Below are 15,061 nucleotides of genomic sequence, written 5' to 3' on the forward strand. Positions count from 1 at the left end.
CTTCACCGGAAGGCGGCGGCGTTCTCCGTGGCCCACTGCCGGAACGTCCTGGCCGGCCGCCCGGTGACCCGGGCCACGGTGTCGCGGACGGTGAGCAGTTCCTCGTTGACGTCCCCGCCCATCAGGTCGAGGACGCTGTTCGCGGAGCCGTCCCCCAGGGCGGCGGCCAGCGGCCCATGGGCCTCCTCCCGGCTGATCCCGACGCATTCCAGATCACGTCCGAGCGCCGTCGCCAGGTCCAGGACCTGCCGACGGGGACTGATCCGCTCCGGCCCGGTGAGCAGGTGGGTGCGCCCCCGGTGGGCCGGATCGGTCAGCGCGACACGGGCCGCGGCCGCGATGTCGGCGGGGTGGATCGTGGGCAGGCCGACATCCGCGTACGGCACCCGGACCACGCCCCGCTCACGGACCGACTCCGCCCACCACAGGGTGTTCGAGGCGAACTGTGTCGGCCGCAGGACCGTCCGGTCCATCCCACTGGTCACCAGCAGCCGCTCCATGTCCAGGTTCGCCCGCGCCTCGGGCAGATGAGGATGGCTGGTGACCGTGATCGACGACACGAGCACCACATGCTCCACACCGGCCCGCCGGGCGGCGTCCAGGACCTTGAGGTCCGCGCCCCTGCCCGCCGGCAGGACCAGCGAACGCACACCGTTCAAGGCCGGCTCCATGGACGCGGCGTCCCGCAGATCCCCCTCCACGACCTCGACCCCCTCGGGGAACGAGGCCCGCCGCGCCTCACGGGTCAGCCCCCGTACGGACAGGTCTCCCTGAGCGCGTAACTGCCCGAGCAGCTCCCTGCCGATGTTTCCGGTCGCACCGGTCACCAGGATCATCGTCGTCCTCCTCCGTGATTGTTCCGTGCTGGTCAGGAGCAGGCTAGGACCTCAACTCCGCTTGAGATCAAGGGGGAGCGGGGTCTGTTCCGGGGCGGTCGCCGAGCTGTGCGGCCCGCAATTCCCCATAAATTGAGGGCAGTTGTGACAGGTGATTGCTAGCCTCCCTGGGCCTGTGATCTTCATGGGCTCGGCAGGGGAGGGATACGCACATGGCAGAGGGTGCGGGATACAGACGCGCGAGACCGGCGCGACGGTCGGGACGGGCGGGACGGTCGGGACGGGCGGGACGGTCGGGACGGTCGGGACGGGCGGCGGTCGCGACGCTCGTCGGCGGAGCGGTACTGGCGTCACCGGGCATCGCGACAGCGGCGACGGCCGGCACGCTGCCGCCGAAGCAGCCACTGGTGACGGATCTGAGCATCGGCACGCGGCCGTGTGCGGCGGGCGAGGAACGGCCCTATCTCAGATCCCGGGCGACGGTGACGGCGCGGTTGTACGGCCCCGGGGACAACCAGCCGGGCGAAGCGAGCCGGGTCGCGGGGGAGTTCGAGGCATGGTGGAAGGACGGGACCGGCGTCGAACAGCGCACGACCGGACAACGGCGCGGATATTTCCTACCTTCCGAAATCCCCCGGCCTGCACGGGCTGGAGGTCCAGGCGTTCGACCGGGCCTCCAACAGCAGCATCCCGCGGAACTATCAGTTCCGTGTGGCGACAGGGCGCACCCCCGCGGCGCACTGGAAACTGAACGACGCCGAGGGCTCGCCCGCGGCGGCTGCCGAAGCGGGTCCCGTGGCCCGTGCCGGGGCGGGCGCGGTCTTCGGATCGGCAGGGCCCTCGGGTACGGCAGTGGCGTCGACGGTCGGCCTGGACGGGACCGGAAACGCCTTCCTGACCCCTGACACCCCGGTGGTGGTGGCCGGGCAGACGTTCGCGGTGGGCGGCTGGGTACGACCTGCCGCGGTGGACGGCACCCGCACGATCGCCGCCCAGGACGCGTCCGGCGGGTCCGCGTTCACGCTGGGGCTGTCGCAGTCCGAGGGGCGGCCGGTGTGGTCGTTCGATGTCGGCGGTACGCGGCTGACCGGCGGCCGGCCGGAGGTGGACGAGTGGGCGTATGTGCTCGGCCAGTACGACGCGAGGACAGGAAAGGCGCGGCTCCATGTCAACGGAAGGGCGATGGGTGAGGAACAGCCCGTGTCCCCCGTGGCGGGCGGCGGGAACTTCCAGATCGGCAGAGCGCAGGGACCTGCGGGCCACCAGGACCACTGGCGGGGCGAGATCGGGGACGTACGGGTTCATGACCGGGTGGTGGTGCCCGACGAGCTGACCGGGCTCGCGAGCCGGAAGGCCCGGCTGCGGGGCCACTGGGCGCTGGAGACGGCCCCGGACGGGCTCAGCGCCGAGGCGGACGGCGGCGAGCCGCTCAAGCTCGGCCCCGGCGCCTCGGTCTACCGGCCCGCACTCGACTGCGATCCGCTGGACCCGGAGTGCTTCCCCGAGGTGTCGCCGATCGAGGGCGAGGGGCACCTGGCGCTGGACGGCACCTCCGGATACGCGGCCACCCAGCAGCCGGTGGTCGACACGGGGGACAGCTTCACCGTCACGGCGACCGTGCGCCTCGCCGACAGCCACCCCGACCGGCCGATGACGGTCCTCTCCCAGAGCGGCGAGCACCGGAGCGCGTTCAAGGTCCGCTACGGACCGGCGACGGACAGCTGGGAGCTGGTCGTGCCGGCCGCGGACACCCCGGGCGCGGCCGAGACGGTGGCCGCCCGTATCCCGTCCTGGGGCGCCGGCTATGACCAGCGGCTGGCCGTGGTCTACGACGACGCGACGGACGAGGTCAGGCTCTATGTGAACGGCCGGACGAACGCGGAGGCCGGTGCGGAGTTCCACGACGCGCGGAAGAGCACCGGCGGCCTTCAGGTCGGGCGCGGGATCACGGCCGACGGATGGGGCGAGTACCTGCACGGCGACGTCGACCAGGTGCGGGCCTTCGCCGGTGCGCTGACCGGCGGGGAGATCGCCCTGCTCAGGTAGCAGGCGCGCGGCCCCTCAGCCCGCGCATCCCCCTCACCCCTCACCTCACCCCTCTCACCGCATCCCCCTCACCGTCCCGCCCTCCCGAAGTGCCGTGACAGTGCGTGGAAGGACTCCTTCGGTTCCCAGTGCCAGGGGGACGCCGGGTCGTCGGGGTCGCCGTCGCGGATCGTCTTCACGAGGCTGTACGTGGCCATGTCCAGGTCGTGCAGCGGGTCGTCGGGGCGGTGGGGGGCTTCGGGGGCGGAGAAGGAGTAGACCAGCGCCGCGTACAGGCCCAGCGACTCGAAGACGTCGAACACGTCGGTCAGGTACGCCGCCTGGACCCGCTCGCTGCGGACCAGGTCGCCCTTGATCTCGCCCTTCTCGTAGTCGATGACGTTCCAGCCCATGCCGCCCTGCTCGGGTGCGCCGACGTATGTGCACGTGCCGCACTCGGTGATGGCGACCGGCTTGCCCCACCGCAGATACGGGCGCAGGTCGCGGACGTAACCGGCCCGACTGCCGTGATACGCGTAGTAGTTGACGCTCACCAGGTCGAAGAGGTCCCAGTCGACCACGTCCTCGTGCGCGGCGCCGTACGTCAGCGGCCCCCCGAACACGGACCGTCCGGCCTTCGCCGCCCGTGCGATGAACGAGGTGAGACGCCGCTGCATCAGCACGGGATCGAACGTCCCGTTGAGCAGGTTCTCCACGCGTTCGAGCGCCGAGTCCCCCGGGACGATCCCCGGGACGTACAGCACGAACTCGCACCCGACGCTGAGGTGTACGCGCGCCCCCTGGCGTCGCAGCCGTTCCGCGTGCCGGCCGGTCTCGGCGAGGTGGTCGAGGATATCCGCCTCCGGGACGTCGCCCAGGCGCGGCTGGAGCCAGACGTGCAGGCCGCGTTCGGCCGCCTCGGTCGCCGTGGCCGCGAGCCGTTCGACGCCGTCGCCCCAGACCGAGACGGAGTTGGCGTGCAGGTCGTTCCTGATCGCCCGGAGGTCGGCGCGCATACGATGCGCGTTCCACCCGGTCGCCGGGTTCTCGCCGTCGGCGACCTCGTACAGCACGCCCCGATACGTCAGTCCCGGTCGCGGTGACGCACCGGCCGGGGCCGCCGAGAGCAGCGGACCGGCCGCTCCCGCCACCCCCAGCGCCGCCGTCCCGGCCAGAAACCGTGCCCGGCTGATTCCACTGCTCCGCACTGGGTGCCTCCCGTTCGTTCCCCGTGATCCGGTGTTCCCGTGATCCGGTCGAGGCGTCCAGTGTCGTGAGCGAGGGGCTGCCGGGGCGTCGGCCGATGGTCTACGGGAGGCCGACGAAAGTCGTACGGGCCTGCACCTCGGGGCTCGCCCGCTCCTGCTCCTGCCGCGTCCGCTCTTCCACGTGGTCTCCTCCGCTTCTCCTCGGCCGGCCGGGCGTTCCACCAGGAGGAACCCGCCGACGGCGATCACCATGGCACCGGAGGGGCGGGGGACCGCCCGTGCCGCTGACGGAGGTGTCCTCTGTACGGAGTGGGCGAGTGGCGTCGTTCGTCGCTGTTGCCGCAGGTCGTCCCGAGGCTCAAGCCCCGAGTTCCGGGCCCCGGGCTCCGAGCTCTTTTCTGTAGGAATGGGTGGTGGAGGTTGAACCCACCCACCCTCCCAAGTCCCGCGCGGACCTGCGCAGATGAGCCGGCAGGCGACGCGGGGGTGACATTCGGTGATCGGTTTGCGCCGCAGCGTGTGTGCACTCTAGATTCACGGTGAGCAACCCACAGTCCGAAAAGCGGACGACCCCGGCGGTGCTACCAACACCATCCGGGGTCTGACCGTTCCAGATCGAAATGAGGCTTCGATCCGCATGGCTGCTGCCCATGTTAGTGCTGCCCTGCGTGCGCCCGCCCACCCCATGGCCAAAGCCGGGTATGGAAAGCGTCACGCCCCCGACGAAGCCCCGCGCGGAGCCGACGACTTCGGCCACCTGGACGCCCGGGAAGCGGCCATCGCCGCGTACATCGACCGACTCCCCGAAGGCGCCGCCGTCGGCTACAAGGTGCTGGCCGAGGAACTGCCGGAACACGGCCAACAGGCGTGCCGCAGCGCGCTGGACCGGCTGACCCGCGCCGGGCATCTGCGCCGGATCAAGGTGCACATCACCGTGACCGACGGCGGGAAGCGCTGGGTGACGCGTACGTACTTCTCGCGGACCGCCCGCGACGCCGACTGGTGGGCGCGGTACGTGCGGTTCGTACGGGGCGTCGACGCCCCCGGTCAGCCGCCTGCCCCGGACGCGGTGCCGCAGCAACAGCAACAAGCACAGCAACAGCAACAAGCACAGCAGCAGCGACAGCAACAAGCACAGCAACAGCAAGGGCGGTCGCAGCGGCGGACGGAGTCGGAGCCTGAGCCCGGCGTTCCGGCCGCGCGCTCGGAGGCGTACAGCGTGCTCGCGGGGCTCGGCGGCCAGGAGCCGAGGCTCCAGCTGTCCTCCGGCGAGTGCCTGGCGCTGGAGCACCTCGTCGACGAGTGGCTCGTACGCGGGCTCGGCCGTGAACAGGTCACCAGGTCCCTGGTGGCGGGGCTGCCCGCCTCCGTGCACTCCGCCGGAGCCTTCCTCCGTACCCGACTGGAGAACAAGATGCCCCCTGCACCGCAGCCCGCCATGACGGACGCCCACCGCGAGGAGATCGTGGGCGCCCTGATGATGTGCGCCTTCTGCGACGAGGACGAGACCACGACCGCGCTGGTCGACGGCGTCTGTGCGGACTGCCGCGCCGACATCGACCGCGACGAGGCGAGCGGGGCGACCGGCGACGTACCGGACACGTTCCTGTCCCGCCCGCGCGGACAGCTCGATGTCGCCGCCCGCGTGGCCGAGCTGCGATCGGCGGCGGGACGTGGAACGGCCGCGGTGCCGAGGCCGCGCCGATGAGCGTGAGGACTGGGCGATGATCCCTGGCACCGCCGATCGAGGGACCGGCTGATCGAGGGACCGGCCGACCGGCCGCAGGCGGGGCTTCCCGGCGTGTGGGCTGGGCCACATAGGGGAGTGCGGGGGCGATCGGCGGGCAGCAGCCCGGTACGAGCAGTTCGGGTCGACACGCCGGATCATGTGGTGGGCGGGACATCTCACCATCTGGTATGAGGCGGGCGATTCCGGACTGCTCGTTAAACTGAGCCGACCGCAGTAATGGACTGAGCGAGGAGCGCACGTGGGCCTTGTCGTGCAGAAGTACGGAGGCTCCTCCGTAGCCGATGCCGAGGGCATCAAGCGCGTCGCCAAGCGAATCGTCGATGCCAAGAAGAACGGCAACCAGGTGGTTGTCGTGGTGTCAGCGATGGGCGACACGACGGACGAGTTGATCGATCTCGCCGAGCAGGTATCCCCGATTCCTGCCGGGCGCGAATTCGACATGCTGCTGACCGCCGGAGAGCGGATTTCCATGGCCCTGCTGGCGATGGCGATCAAAAACCTGGGCCACGAGGCCCAGTCGTTCACGGGCAGCCAGGCCGGTGTCATCACCGACTCGGTTCACAACAAAGCGCGGATCATCGATGTCACGCCGGGCCGGATTCGTACCGCGCTCGACGAGGGCAATATCGCGATCGTCGCCGGATTCCAGGGTGTGTCCCAGGACAAGAAGGACATCACCACCCTGGGCCGCGGCGGATCCGACACCACCGCGGTCGCGCTCGCGGCCGCGCTGGACGCCGAGGTCTGTGAGATCTACACCGATGTGGACGGTGTCTTCACCGCCGACCCGCGGGTCGTGAAGAAGGCCCGTAAGATCGACTGGATCTCCTTCGAGGACATGCTGGAGCTGGCGGCGTCCGGCTCCAAGGTGCTGCTGCACCGCTGTGTGGAGTACGCACGCCGATACAACATTCCGATCCACGTCCGTTCGTCCTTCTCCGGACTGCGCGGCACCTGGGTCAGCAACGAGCCGCAAGGGGACCAGCAGGTGGAGCACGCGATCATCTCCGGAGTCGCCCATGACGTCTCCGAGGCCAAGATCACCGTCGTCGGCGTCCCCGACAAGCCGGGCGAGGCCGCCGCGATCTTCCGCGCCATCGCGAACGCGGAAGTCAACATCGACATGGTGGTGCAGAACGTCTCCGCCGCGTCGACGGGGCTGACGGACATCTCCTTCACGCTTCCCAAGGCCGAGGGCCGCAAGGCCGTCGACGCCCTGGAGCGGACCAAGGCCACCATCGGCTTCGACTCGCTGCGCTACGACGACCAGATCGCCAAGATCTCCCTGGTCGGCGCCGGTATGAAGACCAACCCGGGCGTCACGGCGGGCTTCTTCGAGGCGCTGTCCGACGCGGGCGTGAACATCGAGCTGATCTCGACATCCGAGATCCGCATCTCGGTGGTCACCCGCGCCGACGACGTCAACGAGGCCGTGCGCGCCGTGCACACCGCCTTCGGCCTCGACAGCGACTCCGACGAGGCCGTCGTCTACGGGGGCACCGGACGATGACTGCCCGCCGCCCTTCGCTCGCGGTCGTCGGCGCGACCGGGGCGATCGGTGGCGTCATGCTCCAGATCCTTTCGCAGCACGCGGATGTCTGGGGCGAGGTGAAACTGATCGCCTCGCCGCGTTCGGCCGGCCGCAAGCTGGTCGTACGCGGTGAGGAGACCGAGGTCCTCGCGCTCACCGAGGACGTGTTCGACGGGGTCGACGTGGCCCTGTTCCTGGTGCCGGACGAGGTCTCCGCGCGATGGGGCCCGATCGCCGCGTCCAAGGGCGTCGTGGTCATCGACGACTCGGCGGCCTTCCGGCTCGACGACGACGTACCGCTGGTCGTCCCCGAGATCAACCCGCACGCCGTACGGCTCCGGTCGCGCGGAATCGTCGCCTCCCCGAACTGCACCACGCTGTCACTGATCGTCGCGGTCGGTGCGCTGCACGCCGAGTTCGGGCTGCGGGAACTGATCGTTTCCTCCTACCAGGCGGTGAGCGGCGTGGGCCGGGACGGTGTCTCGGCCCTGCGCGAGGAACTGTCCCTGGTGGCCGGTACGGAGCTGGGCACGCACCCCGGTGACGTACGGCGGGCCCTCGGCGACCGCGAGAAGAGCCCCTTCGCCGCACCCGTGGCCCTGAACGTCGTGCCATGGGCCGGTACCGACGCCGGGGACGGCTGGTCGTCCGAGGAACTGGCGATCCGCGAGGAATGCCGCAAGGTCCTGGACCTGCCGGACCTGAAGGTCGCGGCGACCTGTGTGTACGTCCCCGTCGTCACGACGCACTCGATGTCCGTCCACGCGCGCTTCGAGAACGAGGTCGCCGTCGACCGGGCGCACGAGATCCTGGCGACCGCGCCCGGAGTGGTGTTGTTCGACAGCCCGGCGTCCGGCGACTTCCCCACGCCGTCCGACGTCGTGGGCACCGACCCGACGTGGGTCGGACGGGTCCGGCGCTCGATGGACGATCCACGGGCATTGGAAATGTTCGTTTGTGGTGACAATCTCCGAAAAGGTGCGGCTTTGAACGTCGCCCAGATCGCCGAATCCGTGGCCGCTGAATTCCCCCGGGCCTGATCGAACTTGTTTTGTAGGATCTGTGAACGCCCTATGAGCAATTCGCTGGTCTGAACCCCTTGAGCTGGGGCGTTGTCATATCCGACGATGATCTCCCGGCCTTCTGCAACCGCACGTCGGTCGGGCAGCGTCTATGCCGTCACTTCTTGCGTGGCGGGGCGCATTTATGGGGCATTTGGGGAAGAGCAGGTACGTATGAGGGCATGTCGCACAGCGCTGAACGCGGTGCCGTACGCGTACAACCCTGACGGGGGGCAGCGTGTCCAACTGGCGTGGCAGAGGTTCTCGATATCACAGTGGTGGGCCAGTTGCGGGGCGCTTCGGTGCGTCCGCTCCGGCGGCCCCGCGCGGCCGGTGGCATGCCGGTGATCGCGCCCATGCCCGCTGCGCGTCCGGCGAGGCTGCCGTCGCAGCGCGAGGGCGCTGAGGAGACGGTGGCAGCGGGGACCACGGTCGACCATCTCACCGAGACCTATCGCGCCCACTACCGTTCGCTGCTCGGCCTCGCGGCCCTGCTGCTGGACGACACCGCGTCCTGTGAAGACGTGGTGCAGGAGGCGTTCATCCGCGTGCACTCGGCGCGCAACCGGGTACGGGAACCGGAGAAGACTCTCGCGTACCTCCGCCAGACCGTCGTCAACCTCTCCCGCTCCGCCCTGCGTCGGCGCATCCTCGGGCTGAAGCTGCTCTCCAAGCCGATGCCGGACATGGCGAGCGCGGAGGAGGGCGCGTACGACCAACTGGAGCGGGACGCGCTGATCAAGGCGATGAAGGGGCTGCAGCGGCGCCAGCGCGAGGTGCTGGTGCTGCGCTACTTCGCGGACATGACGGAAGCCCAGGTCGCGGAGACGCTGGGAGTGTCACTGGGTTCGGTCAAGGCGTACGGTTCCCGCGGTATCGCGGCACTGCGCGTCGTGATGGAGGCGCAGGCATGAGCGGGCCCGAGGGCAGGCACGAGACTGACCGGACTGGAAACGGAATTGTGAACCACGGGCCGGAGAACACCCCGGAGCACACCCCGGGCAACGACGCCGCGGACGACGCCCGGAGCGATACGTCGGGCCACGCGTCGGGCCACGCGTCGGGCCACGCGTCGGGCCACGTGCCGGGCCACGTGCCGGGCCACGTGCCGGGCCACGCGTCGGGTCACTCGTCGGGCCACGCGCCGGGCCACGCGTCGGAGGGCGCGTCAGGGGATGCGTCAGGGGACGTCGTGGGCATCGACACGGGGGGCATCGACGCGGGTGGAGATGGATCGGGCGCCGGTGCGGGTGGCCGCCTTTCGGGCGGCGACGCCTCGGGCACGCTGACCGACCTCTTCGCCGGCCGCGCGCGCGACGGCGGGGAACTGGACGAGGTGGCCCTGCGCCGCATGATGCGCGGCGCGGTCCATGACGTCGCACCCTCCGAGGGCACCTTGGACCATCTGCACCGTGCGGTTCCCGCCCGGCGCGCCAGGCGGCGGCAGGCCGTCGTCGGGGCGGCCGCGGCGGCCCTGCTGATCGGCACGGCCGTTCCCGCCTTCGTCCATGTCGCGAGTTCGGACGGCTCGTCCACCGACCGGCCCGCCATCGCCGGTCACGGAGAGCAGACCCAGGGCGGCAACGGCACCGAGACCGGTTCCGAGGCCGGCAACGACCTGCCGTCCAGCGCCTCCGAGCGGGAGAACGAGGGCGGCAAGGGCCTCCCGGACGCCTCCGACAGTCCCTCGGCGAGCGGCGGTACGGACACCGAGGGCAACGGGATCGGCGGCGTCGCCGACTCACCCCGCTCCGAAGCGGTCTCCATGCCGACCTGCGACCCCGGCCAGCTCGGGGTCGCCTCGGCAGGGACGGGCGCGACGGGTGCCGACGGCACGGTGTACGGCAGTTTCAAGATCGCCAACGTGTCCGGCAAGGACTGCTCGGTGAGCAGCAACGGCACTGTGAGCTTCCTGGCCAGCGGCGCGGCCGACCCGCTCAAGATCGACGTGGTCCAGCACACCGCGGGAGACGCGGCGTCCGGACTGCCCGACCCCTCGACGGAACCGGGAACGGTGTTGCTGAAGCCGTCCATGGCGTACGAGGTGAAGTTCGCCTGGGTGCCGACGGACACCTGCCCGACCACCGGCGCCACGCCCAGCCCGACCCCGACGGACGGTGCCGGGGGCTCGACCGGCGAAGGCTCCCCGCAGGACGGTACACAGGCGCAGCTCGCGGGCGAGGAGGGCGGTGCGGCGGACGGCAGCGTCGCCGTGACGCACACCCCGGAATCGGGCGCGCCGACAGCCGAGACGAAGATCGACAACGCGTGCGCGGGCACGATCTACCGGACAGGTGTGCTCACCGCGTCCTAGCCCGAACCCGCCCGGTCCCGCACAAACGGGGGGCGGGGGCTGCCGGTCGGGTGGGGACCTGGACACGGATAGGGACACCGATAGGGACACGGCCACGCGGCCGACGAGCGGCCCGAAGGGCCCACGGGGTCCGGTCGGCCGACCGGACAGGCAGCCAGCCCCTCAGCCCTATGGACCGGCAGGCAGGCACTCTCAGGGACCCGTGGACCGACAGACAGTCCCAGGCCCCATGGACCAACAGGCGCCCCCCAAACCCATGGACCAGCGGGCGGCCCCTCAGGACCCACGGACCACGCGTGGCCCCCGGGCTTCATGGACCAACAGGCGGCCCCAAACCCCACGGCCGGAACGACGCGTGGCCGCCCAGGCCGCCCGCAGGGGCGGATGTGGGTGGGTCAGTCGGCGTCGGGAACGAGACCCAGCTCTATGTCACGGGCGGCCTCGGCCTCGCGCCGGACGAGCCGGAACCACATGAAGAGCACGAAGCCCGCGAAGACGAACCACTCGCCGGTGTAGCCGAGGTTCTGGAATGCCTTCAGGTCGAGTCCGCTGCCCTGCGGCGCGGCGGCCGGGACCGGCTTCATCGCGCCGCCCGTACCCCCGGCCTCGGCCTCGGGGAGGGTCACCCAGGCGTCATACACGTCGTACGGGACGAGGTTCACCAGGGACGCGGCGCTGATGATGCCCACCTGACCGTCGGGGAGCCCGCCCTCGGAGTGGACGCCGTCGCTGTTCATGTTCTCGGAGGCCTGGAGGTCCCCGGTCACGGTGACCTCGCCCTTCGGCGCGGCGGGGACCGCGGCGCTCCCCGCGCTGCCGGGCAGCCAGCCGCGTACGACCGGCAGGGCCTTACCGCTGTCGGTACGCAGCAGGTTCAGGACGTAGAAGCCGTTGCGGTCGTCCAACTCGCGGCCGGGGACCAGGAACTGGTCGGCGTACGTGCCGGACGTGACGGCCGGACGGCCGGACGTCACCTTGTCGACGGGCAGCAGCGCGTCGAGCGGCTTGGCCGCCCGCGTACCCGGTTCGGGCTGCTTCTCGGCCTCCTCGTGCGACTGCACGCGGTCCTCGAAACGGCCGAGCTGCCAGGTGCCCATGAACACGCAGAACGGGATGGCCAGCACGACGAAGAGGTTGATCCCCCACCATCGCGGGGTCAGCAGGAACCGGTACACCCCTCCACGGTACGGTCCCCGCCCCGGCGGCCCGGAGCGGGGTACACCATTTATCCAGCCCTTACGCGTGCGCGAGGGCGTCGGCAGCCCGTCACCACGTTGACGTCGGGCCTGCCCCCGGAACACCGCGAGACACCATCCGCGCGGCCCCAGCCGCCGTCCGGGCCCCCCGCTGCCGCGACGCCTGCCGCGACGCCTGCCGCGACGCCCTGCCACGATGCCTGCCGCGACTCGCTCCGCTCCGACTCGCCCTGCCGCGACTCGCCCCGCTGTCACGACGCCCCGCCCCCACTCGCCACCGGGGCGACGAACCGTGCCCCGCCGTCTCGCTGCCGTCCCGCTCTGCCGTCCCGCTCTGCCGCCCCGCTCCTCCCGTCAGCTGCCGTCGTTGTCGGGGGCGCCCGCCAGGTGCTTCAGGGCGAAGTCGAGCTCCAGCCGGACCTGTTTGATCCGTTCCTCCACCACGAGGGAGCCGTGCCCGGCGTCGTACCGGTACACCTCGTGCACCGCGCCGCGCGCCTTGAGGCGGTCCACGTAGTTCTCCACCTGACGAATGGGGCAGCGCGGATCGTTGACGCCCGCCGAGATGTAGACGGGTGCGCGCACCGCGTCGACATACGTCAGCGGCGATGAGGCCGCGAACCGCTCGGGCACCTCCTCGGGGGTGCCGCCCAGCAGCGTGCGGTCCATCGCCTTCAGGGCCTCCATCTCGTCGTGGTAGGCCGTGACGTAGTCGGCGACCGGCACGGCGGCCAGGCCGAGGGCCCACGAATCGGGCTGCGTGCCGAGGCCGAGCAGGGTCAGATAGCCGCCCCACGAGCCACCGGCCAGGACCAGCCGCTGCGGGTCCGCGAGCCCGGACTTCACCGACCAGTCCCGTACCGCCGCGATGTCCTCCAGCTCGATCAGGCCGACGCGGTGCTTGAGCGCGTCCGTCCAGGCGCGGCCGTAGCCGGTCGAACCGCGGTAGTTGACCCGTACGACCGCGAAACCGTGATCCACCCAGGCGGCCGGACCGGAGGCGAAGGCGTCGCTGTCGTGCCAGGTCGGCCCGCCGTGGATCTCGAAAATGGTGGGGAACGGGCCGTCACCGGTCGCGGGCCGCTGCACGAGGGCGTGGATGCGGCCGCCGGGACCCTCCACCCACGCGTCCTGGACCGGTACTGACGCCGGGGCCTTGGCGCCGGGCGGGTCGAGGACGACGGAACCGGCCGTGGAACGGACGACGGGCGGCTGCGCGGCCGACGACCAGAGGTACTCCACGGTGCCGTCAGGGCGGGCCGTGGCACCCGAGACCGTACCGGCGGGGGTCCGGACCCGGACCGGCTCCCCCGCGCCCGGCTCGTACCGCCACAGCTCGCTGCGGGCCTCGAAGCTGTGCTCGATCAGCAGCGCCGAGCCGTCCGGATACCACTCGGCGCCCACGTCGCCGGGCAGCTCGATCGGCAGGGCGGTCTCGGTGCCCGCGACCGGGTCCCAGATCATCGGCTCCCAGCGGCCCCGGCGCTGATGCCCGACGAGCAGCCGGGAGTCACCGGCCACGGGTGCGAAGCCCAGCACCGCGAGGCCCAGCTCCTTGGTGCCGCCCTCGGTGTCGTCCAGCTCGGCGACCGTGGAACCGTCCGGGCGCACGACGCGCAGCGCGGAGTGCATCGCGTCGCCGTGCTCCGTGTGCTCCAGGGCGATCAGCGTGCCGTCGTGGGAGAGGTCCCCGACCCCGGCGGACTCCCGGTGCCGGTAGATCTCGGCGGGCTCCTGCTGCGGGCGTACGAGATGGATCGTCGTGCCGTCCTCGTCGGTGGAGCGGCCGATCACCGAGGTCCCGTCGCGCCCGATGGCGAGGCCCGCCGGGTACGAGGGCTCCAGACCGGGAGCCGCCGGCTCGTCGGCGCCACCGGCGAAGGGCTGCCGCATCCACACACCGAACTCGTCGCCATCGGTGTCGCTGAACCACCAGATGGTCCGACCGTCCGGGGTCAGCACACCATCGGTCGTCCCATTGGGCCGGTCGGTCGCCTGGCGCTGTTCCCCGCTGGACCGGTCCCATGCGTACAGCTCATACGTCCCGGTGGCATTGGAGACGAACAGTGAGCGCTCAGGGGCGTCCTCGGCCCAGTCGGGCAGGGAAACCCGGGGTGCGCGGAACCGCTGTTCCCACTCCGGCGTGGACGAGGCGTTCTGTGTATCGCTCATGCCACCATCCAACCCGATCGGACGCACGACCGGGTGGCCTGTGGATAACCCCTCGCGCCACCCCCCAGCCTGTGGGTAACTTTCCGCCCATGTACTCACCGACTCCGGACGACTGGCACGACGCCAACCGCGCCCGCTGGGACGAGCGCGTGGCGATCCACGCGGCGAGCGACTTCTACGAGCTGGATGCCTTCCGGGAGGGCAAGGACGCCCTGCGCGCGTTCGAGGTCGCGGAGGTCGGTGATGTCACCGGCAAGACCCTGCTGCACCTCCAGTGCCACATCGGGCTCGACACCCTGTCCTGGGCCCGGCACGGCGCCGAGCACGTCGTCGGTCTGGACTTCTCCGAGCCCGCCGTCGAGGCGGCCCGCGGCCTCGCCAGGTCGCTGGGACTCGGCCCGGACCGGGCGGCGTTCGTCGCCGCCGATGTGTACGACGCGCGGGAAGCCGTCCCCGACCCCTCGTACGACATCGTCTACACGGGCGTCGGCGCGCTGAACTGGCTTCCCGACATCGGGCGTTGGGCGGAGACGGCGGCCTCGCTCGTCGCACCCGGCGGATTCCTCTACCTCGCCGAGTTCCATCCGCTGACCGACACGCTGGACGACTCGACCGGGTCGACGATCACCTACGACTACTTCAGCCGCGAGGCGTGGGTGGACGAGACGCCGGGGACGTACGCCGACTTCGATGCCCCGACCGTCCACAACCGCAGCGTCGAGTGGCAGCACCCGGTGGGCGAGGTGGTCTCGGCGCTGGCGGCGGCCGGGCTGCGGATCGAGTTCCTGCACGAGCACGACGTTTCGCTCTTCGCCCGCTTCGGCTCGCTGGAGCGGCACGAGGACGGCCACTACCGCTTCCCGGCGGACCGGCCCCGGATCCCGCTGATGTACTCGATCAAGGCATCGCGCCAGGCCAACGGCTGATCGTCGGCCGCGCCCGGCTGATTTGTCAGTGCCGCTCGGCGG

11 protein-coding genes are annotated in these 15,061 nt (G+C 71.1%); 7 read left to right on the forward strand and 4 right to left on the reverse strand.

What is annotated here, in order from left to right; genetic code table 11:
* Positions 1-2: 2 nt before the first annotated feature.
* Positions 3-836, reverse strand: a complete 834-nt coding sequence (locus A6A29_RS09190) for an NAD(P)H-binding protein (protein WP_073719503.1) — start codon at positions 834-836, stop codon at positions 3-5.
* Between the two features lie 711 nt (positions 837-1,547).
* On the opposite strand from A6A29_RS09190, the gene A6A29_RS09195 reads away from it, so the two are divergent.
* The gene (locus A6A29_RS09195) at positions 1,548-2,882 is read left to right on the forward strand and encodes a LamG domain-containing protein (protein ID WP_241838397.1); all 1,335 of its coding nucleotides are present in this window, start codon (positions 1,548-1,550) and stop codon (positions 2,880-2,882) included.
* 68 nt (positions 2,883-2,950) lie between these two features.
* On the opposite strand, the gene A6A29_RS09200 is transcribed toward A6A29_RS09195, so the two are convergent.
* Positions 2,951-4,069: an abortive phage infection protein gene (locus A6A29_RS09200; protein WP_073719504.1), complete on the reverse strand. Its 1,119-nt coding sequence runs from the start codon at positions 4,067-4,069 to the stop codon at positions 2,951-2,953.
* 685 nt (positions 4,070-4,754) lie between these two features.
* On the opposite strand from A6A29_RS09200, the gene A6A29_RS09205 reads away from it, so the two are divergent.
* The 5 genes from A6A29_RS09205 (at position 4,755) to A6A29_RS09225 (ending at position 10,725) form a co-directional block, all read left to right on the forward strand.
* Positions 4,755-5,777, forward strand: a complete 1,023-nt coding sequence (locus tag A6A29_RS09205; RefSeq protein WP_073719505.1) for a hypothetical protein — start codon at positions 4,755-4,757, stop codon at positions 5,775-5,777.
* Between the two features lie 280 nt (positions 5,778-6,057).
* On the forward strand, positions 6,058-7,329 hold the full coding sequence (locus A6A29_RS09210) for an aspartate kinase (protein WP_073719506.1): 1,272 nt from the start codon (positions 6,058-6,060) through the stop codon (positions 7,327-7,329).
* Complete coding sequence (locus A6A29_RS09215) at positions 7,326-8,390, forward strand: aspartate-semialdehyde dehydrogenase (RefSeq protein ID WP_073719507.1); 1,065 nt, start codon at positions 7,326-7,328, stop codon at positions 8,388-8,390. Before A6A29_RS09210 ends, A6A29_RS09215 begins: the two co-directional genes overlap by 4 nt.
* A 359-nt stretch (positions 8,391-8,749) precedes the next feature.
* Positions 8,750-9,325, forward strand: coding sequence for a SigE family RNA polymerase sigma factor (locus A6A29_RS09220; RefSeq protein WP_073719508.1), 576 nt, complete (start codon positions 8,750-8,752; stop codon positions 9,323-9,325).
* Positions 9,326-9,603: 278 nt separating this feature from the next.
* Positions 9,604-10,725 carry a hypothetical protein gene (locus A6A29_RS09225; RefSeq protein ID WP_385732007.1) on the forward strand — a complete coding sequence of 374 codons (1,122 nt, stop codon included), beginning with the start codon at positions 9,604-9,606 and terminating at the stop codon, positions 10,723-10,725.
* A gap of 395 nt (positions 10,726-11,120) precedes the next feature.
* On the opposite strand, the gene A6A29_RS09230 is transcribed toward A6A29_RS09225, so the two are convergent.
* The gene (locus tag A6A29_RS09230; RefSeq protein WP_079182667.1) at positions 11,121-11,900 is read right to left on the reverse strand and encodes an SURF1 family protein; all 780 of its coding nucleotides are present in this window, start codon (positions 11,898-11,900) and stop codon (positions 11,121-11,123) included.
* Positions 11,901-12,275: 375 nt separating this feature from the next.
* Positions 12,276-14,093, reverse strand: coding sequence for a S9 family peptidase (locus A6A29_RS09235; protein ID WP_073719510.1), 1,818 nt, complete (start codon positions 14,091-14,093; stop codon positions 12,276-12,278).
* Between the two features lie 89 nt (positions 14,094-14,182).
* Here A6A29_RS09235 and A6A29_RS09240 point away from each other — a divergent pair, with 89 nt between their 5' ends.
* The gene (locus A6A29_RS09240; protein WP_073719511.1) at positions 14,183-15,019 is read left to right on the forward strand and encodes a class I SAM-dependent methyltransferase; all 837 of its coding nucleotides are present in this window, start codon (positions 14,183-14,185) and stop codon (positions 15,017-15,019) included.
* Positions 15,020-15,061: the final 42 nt, after the last annotated feature.

The sequence above is a fragment of the Streptomyces sp. TSRI0281 genome (genome assembly GCF_001905125.1).
GTDB lineage: Bacteria > Actinomycetota > Actinomycetes > Streptomycetales > Streptomycetaceae > Streptomyces.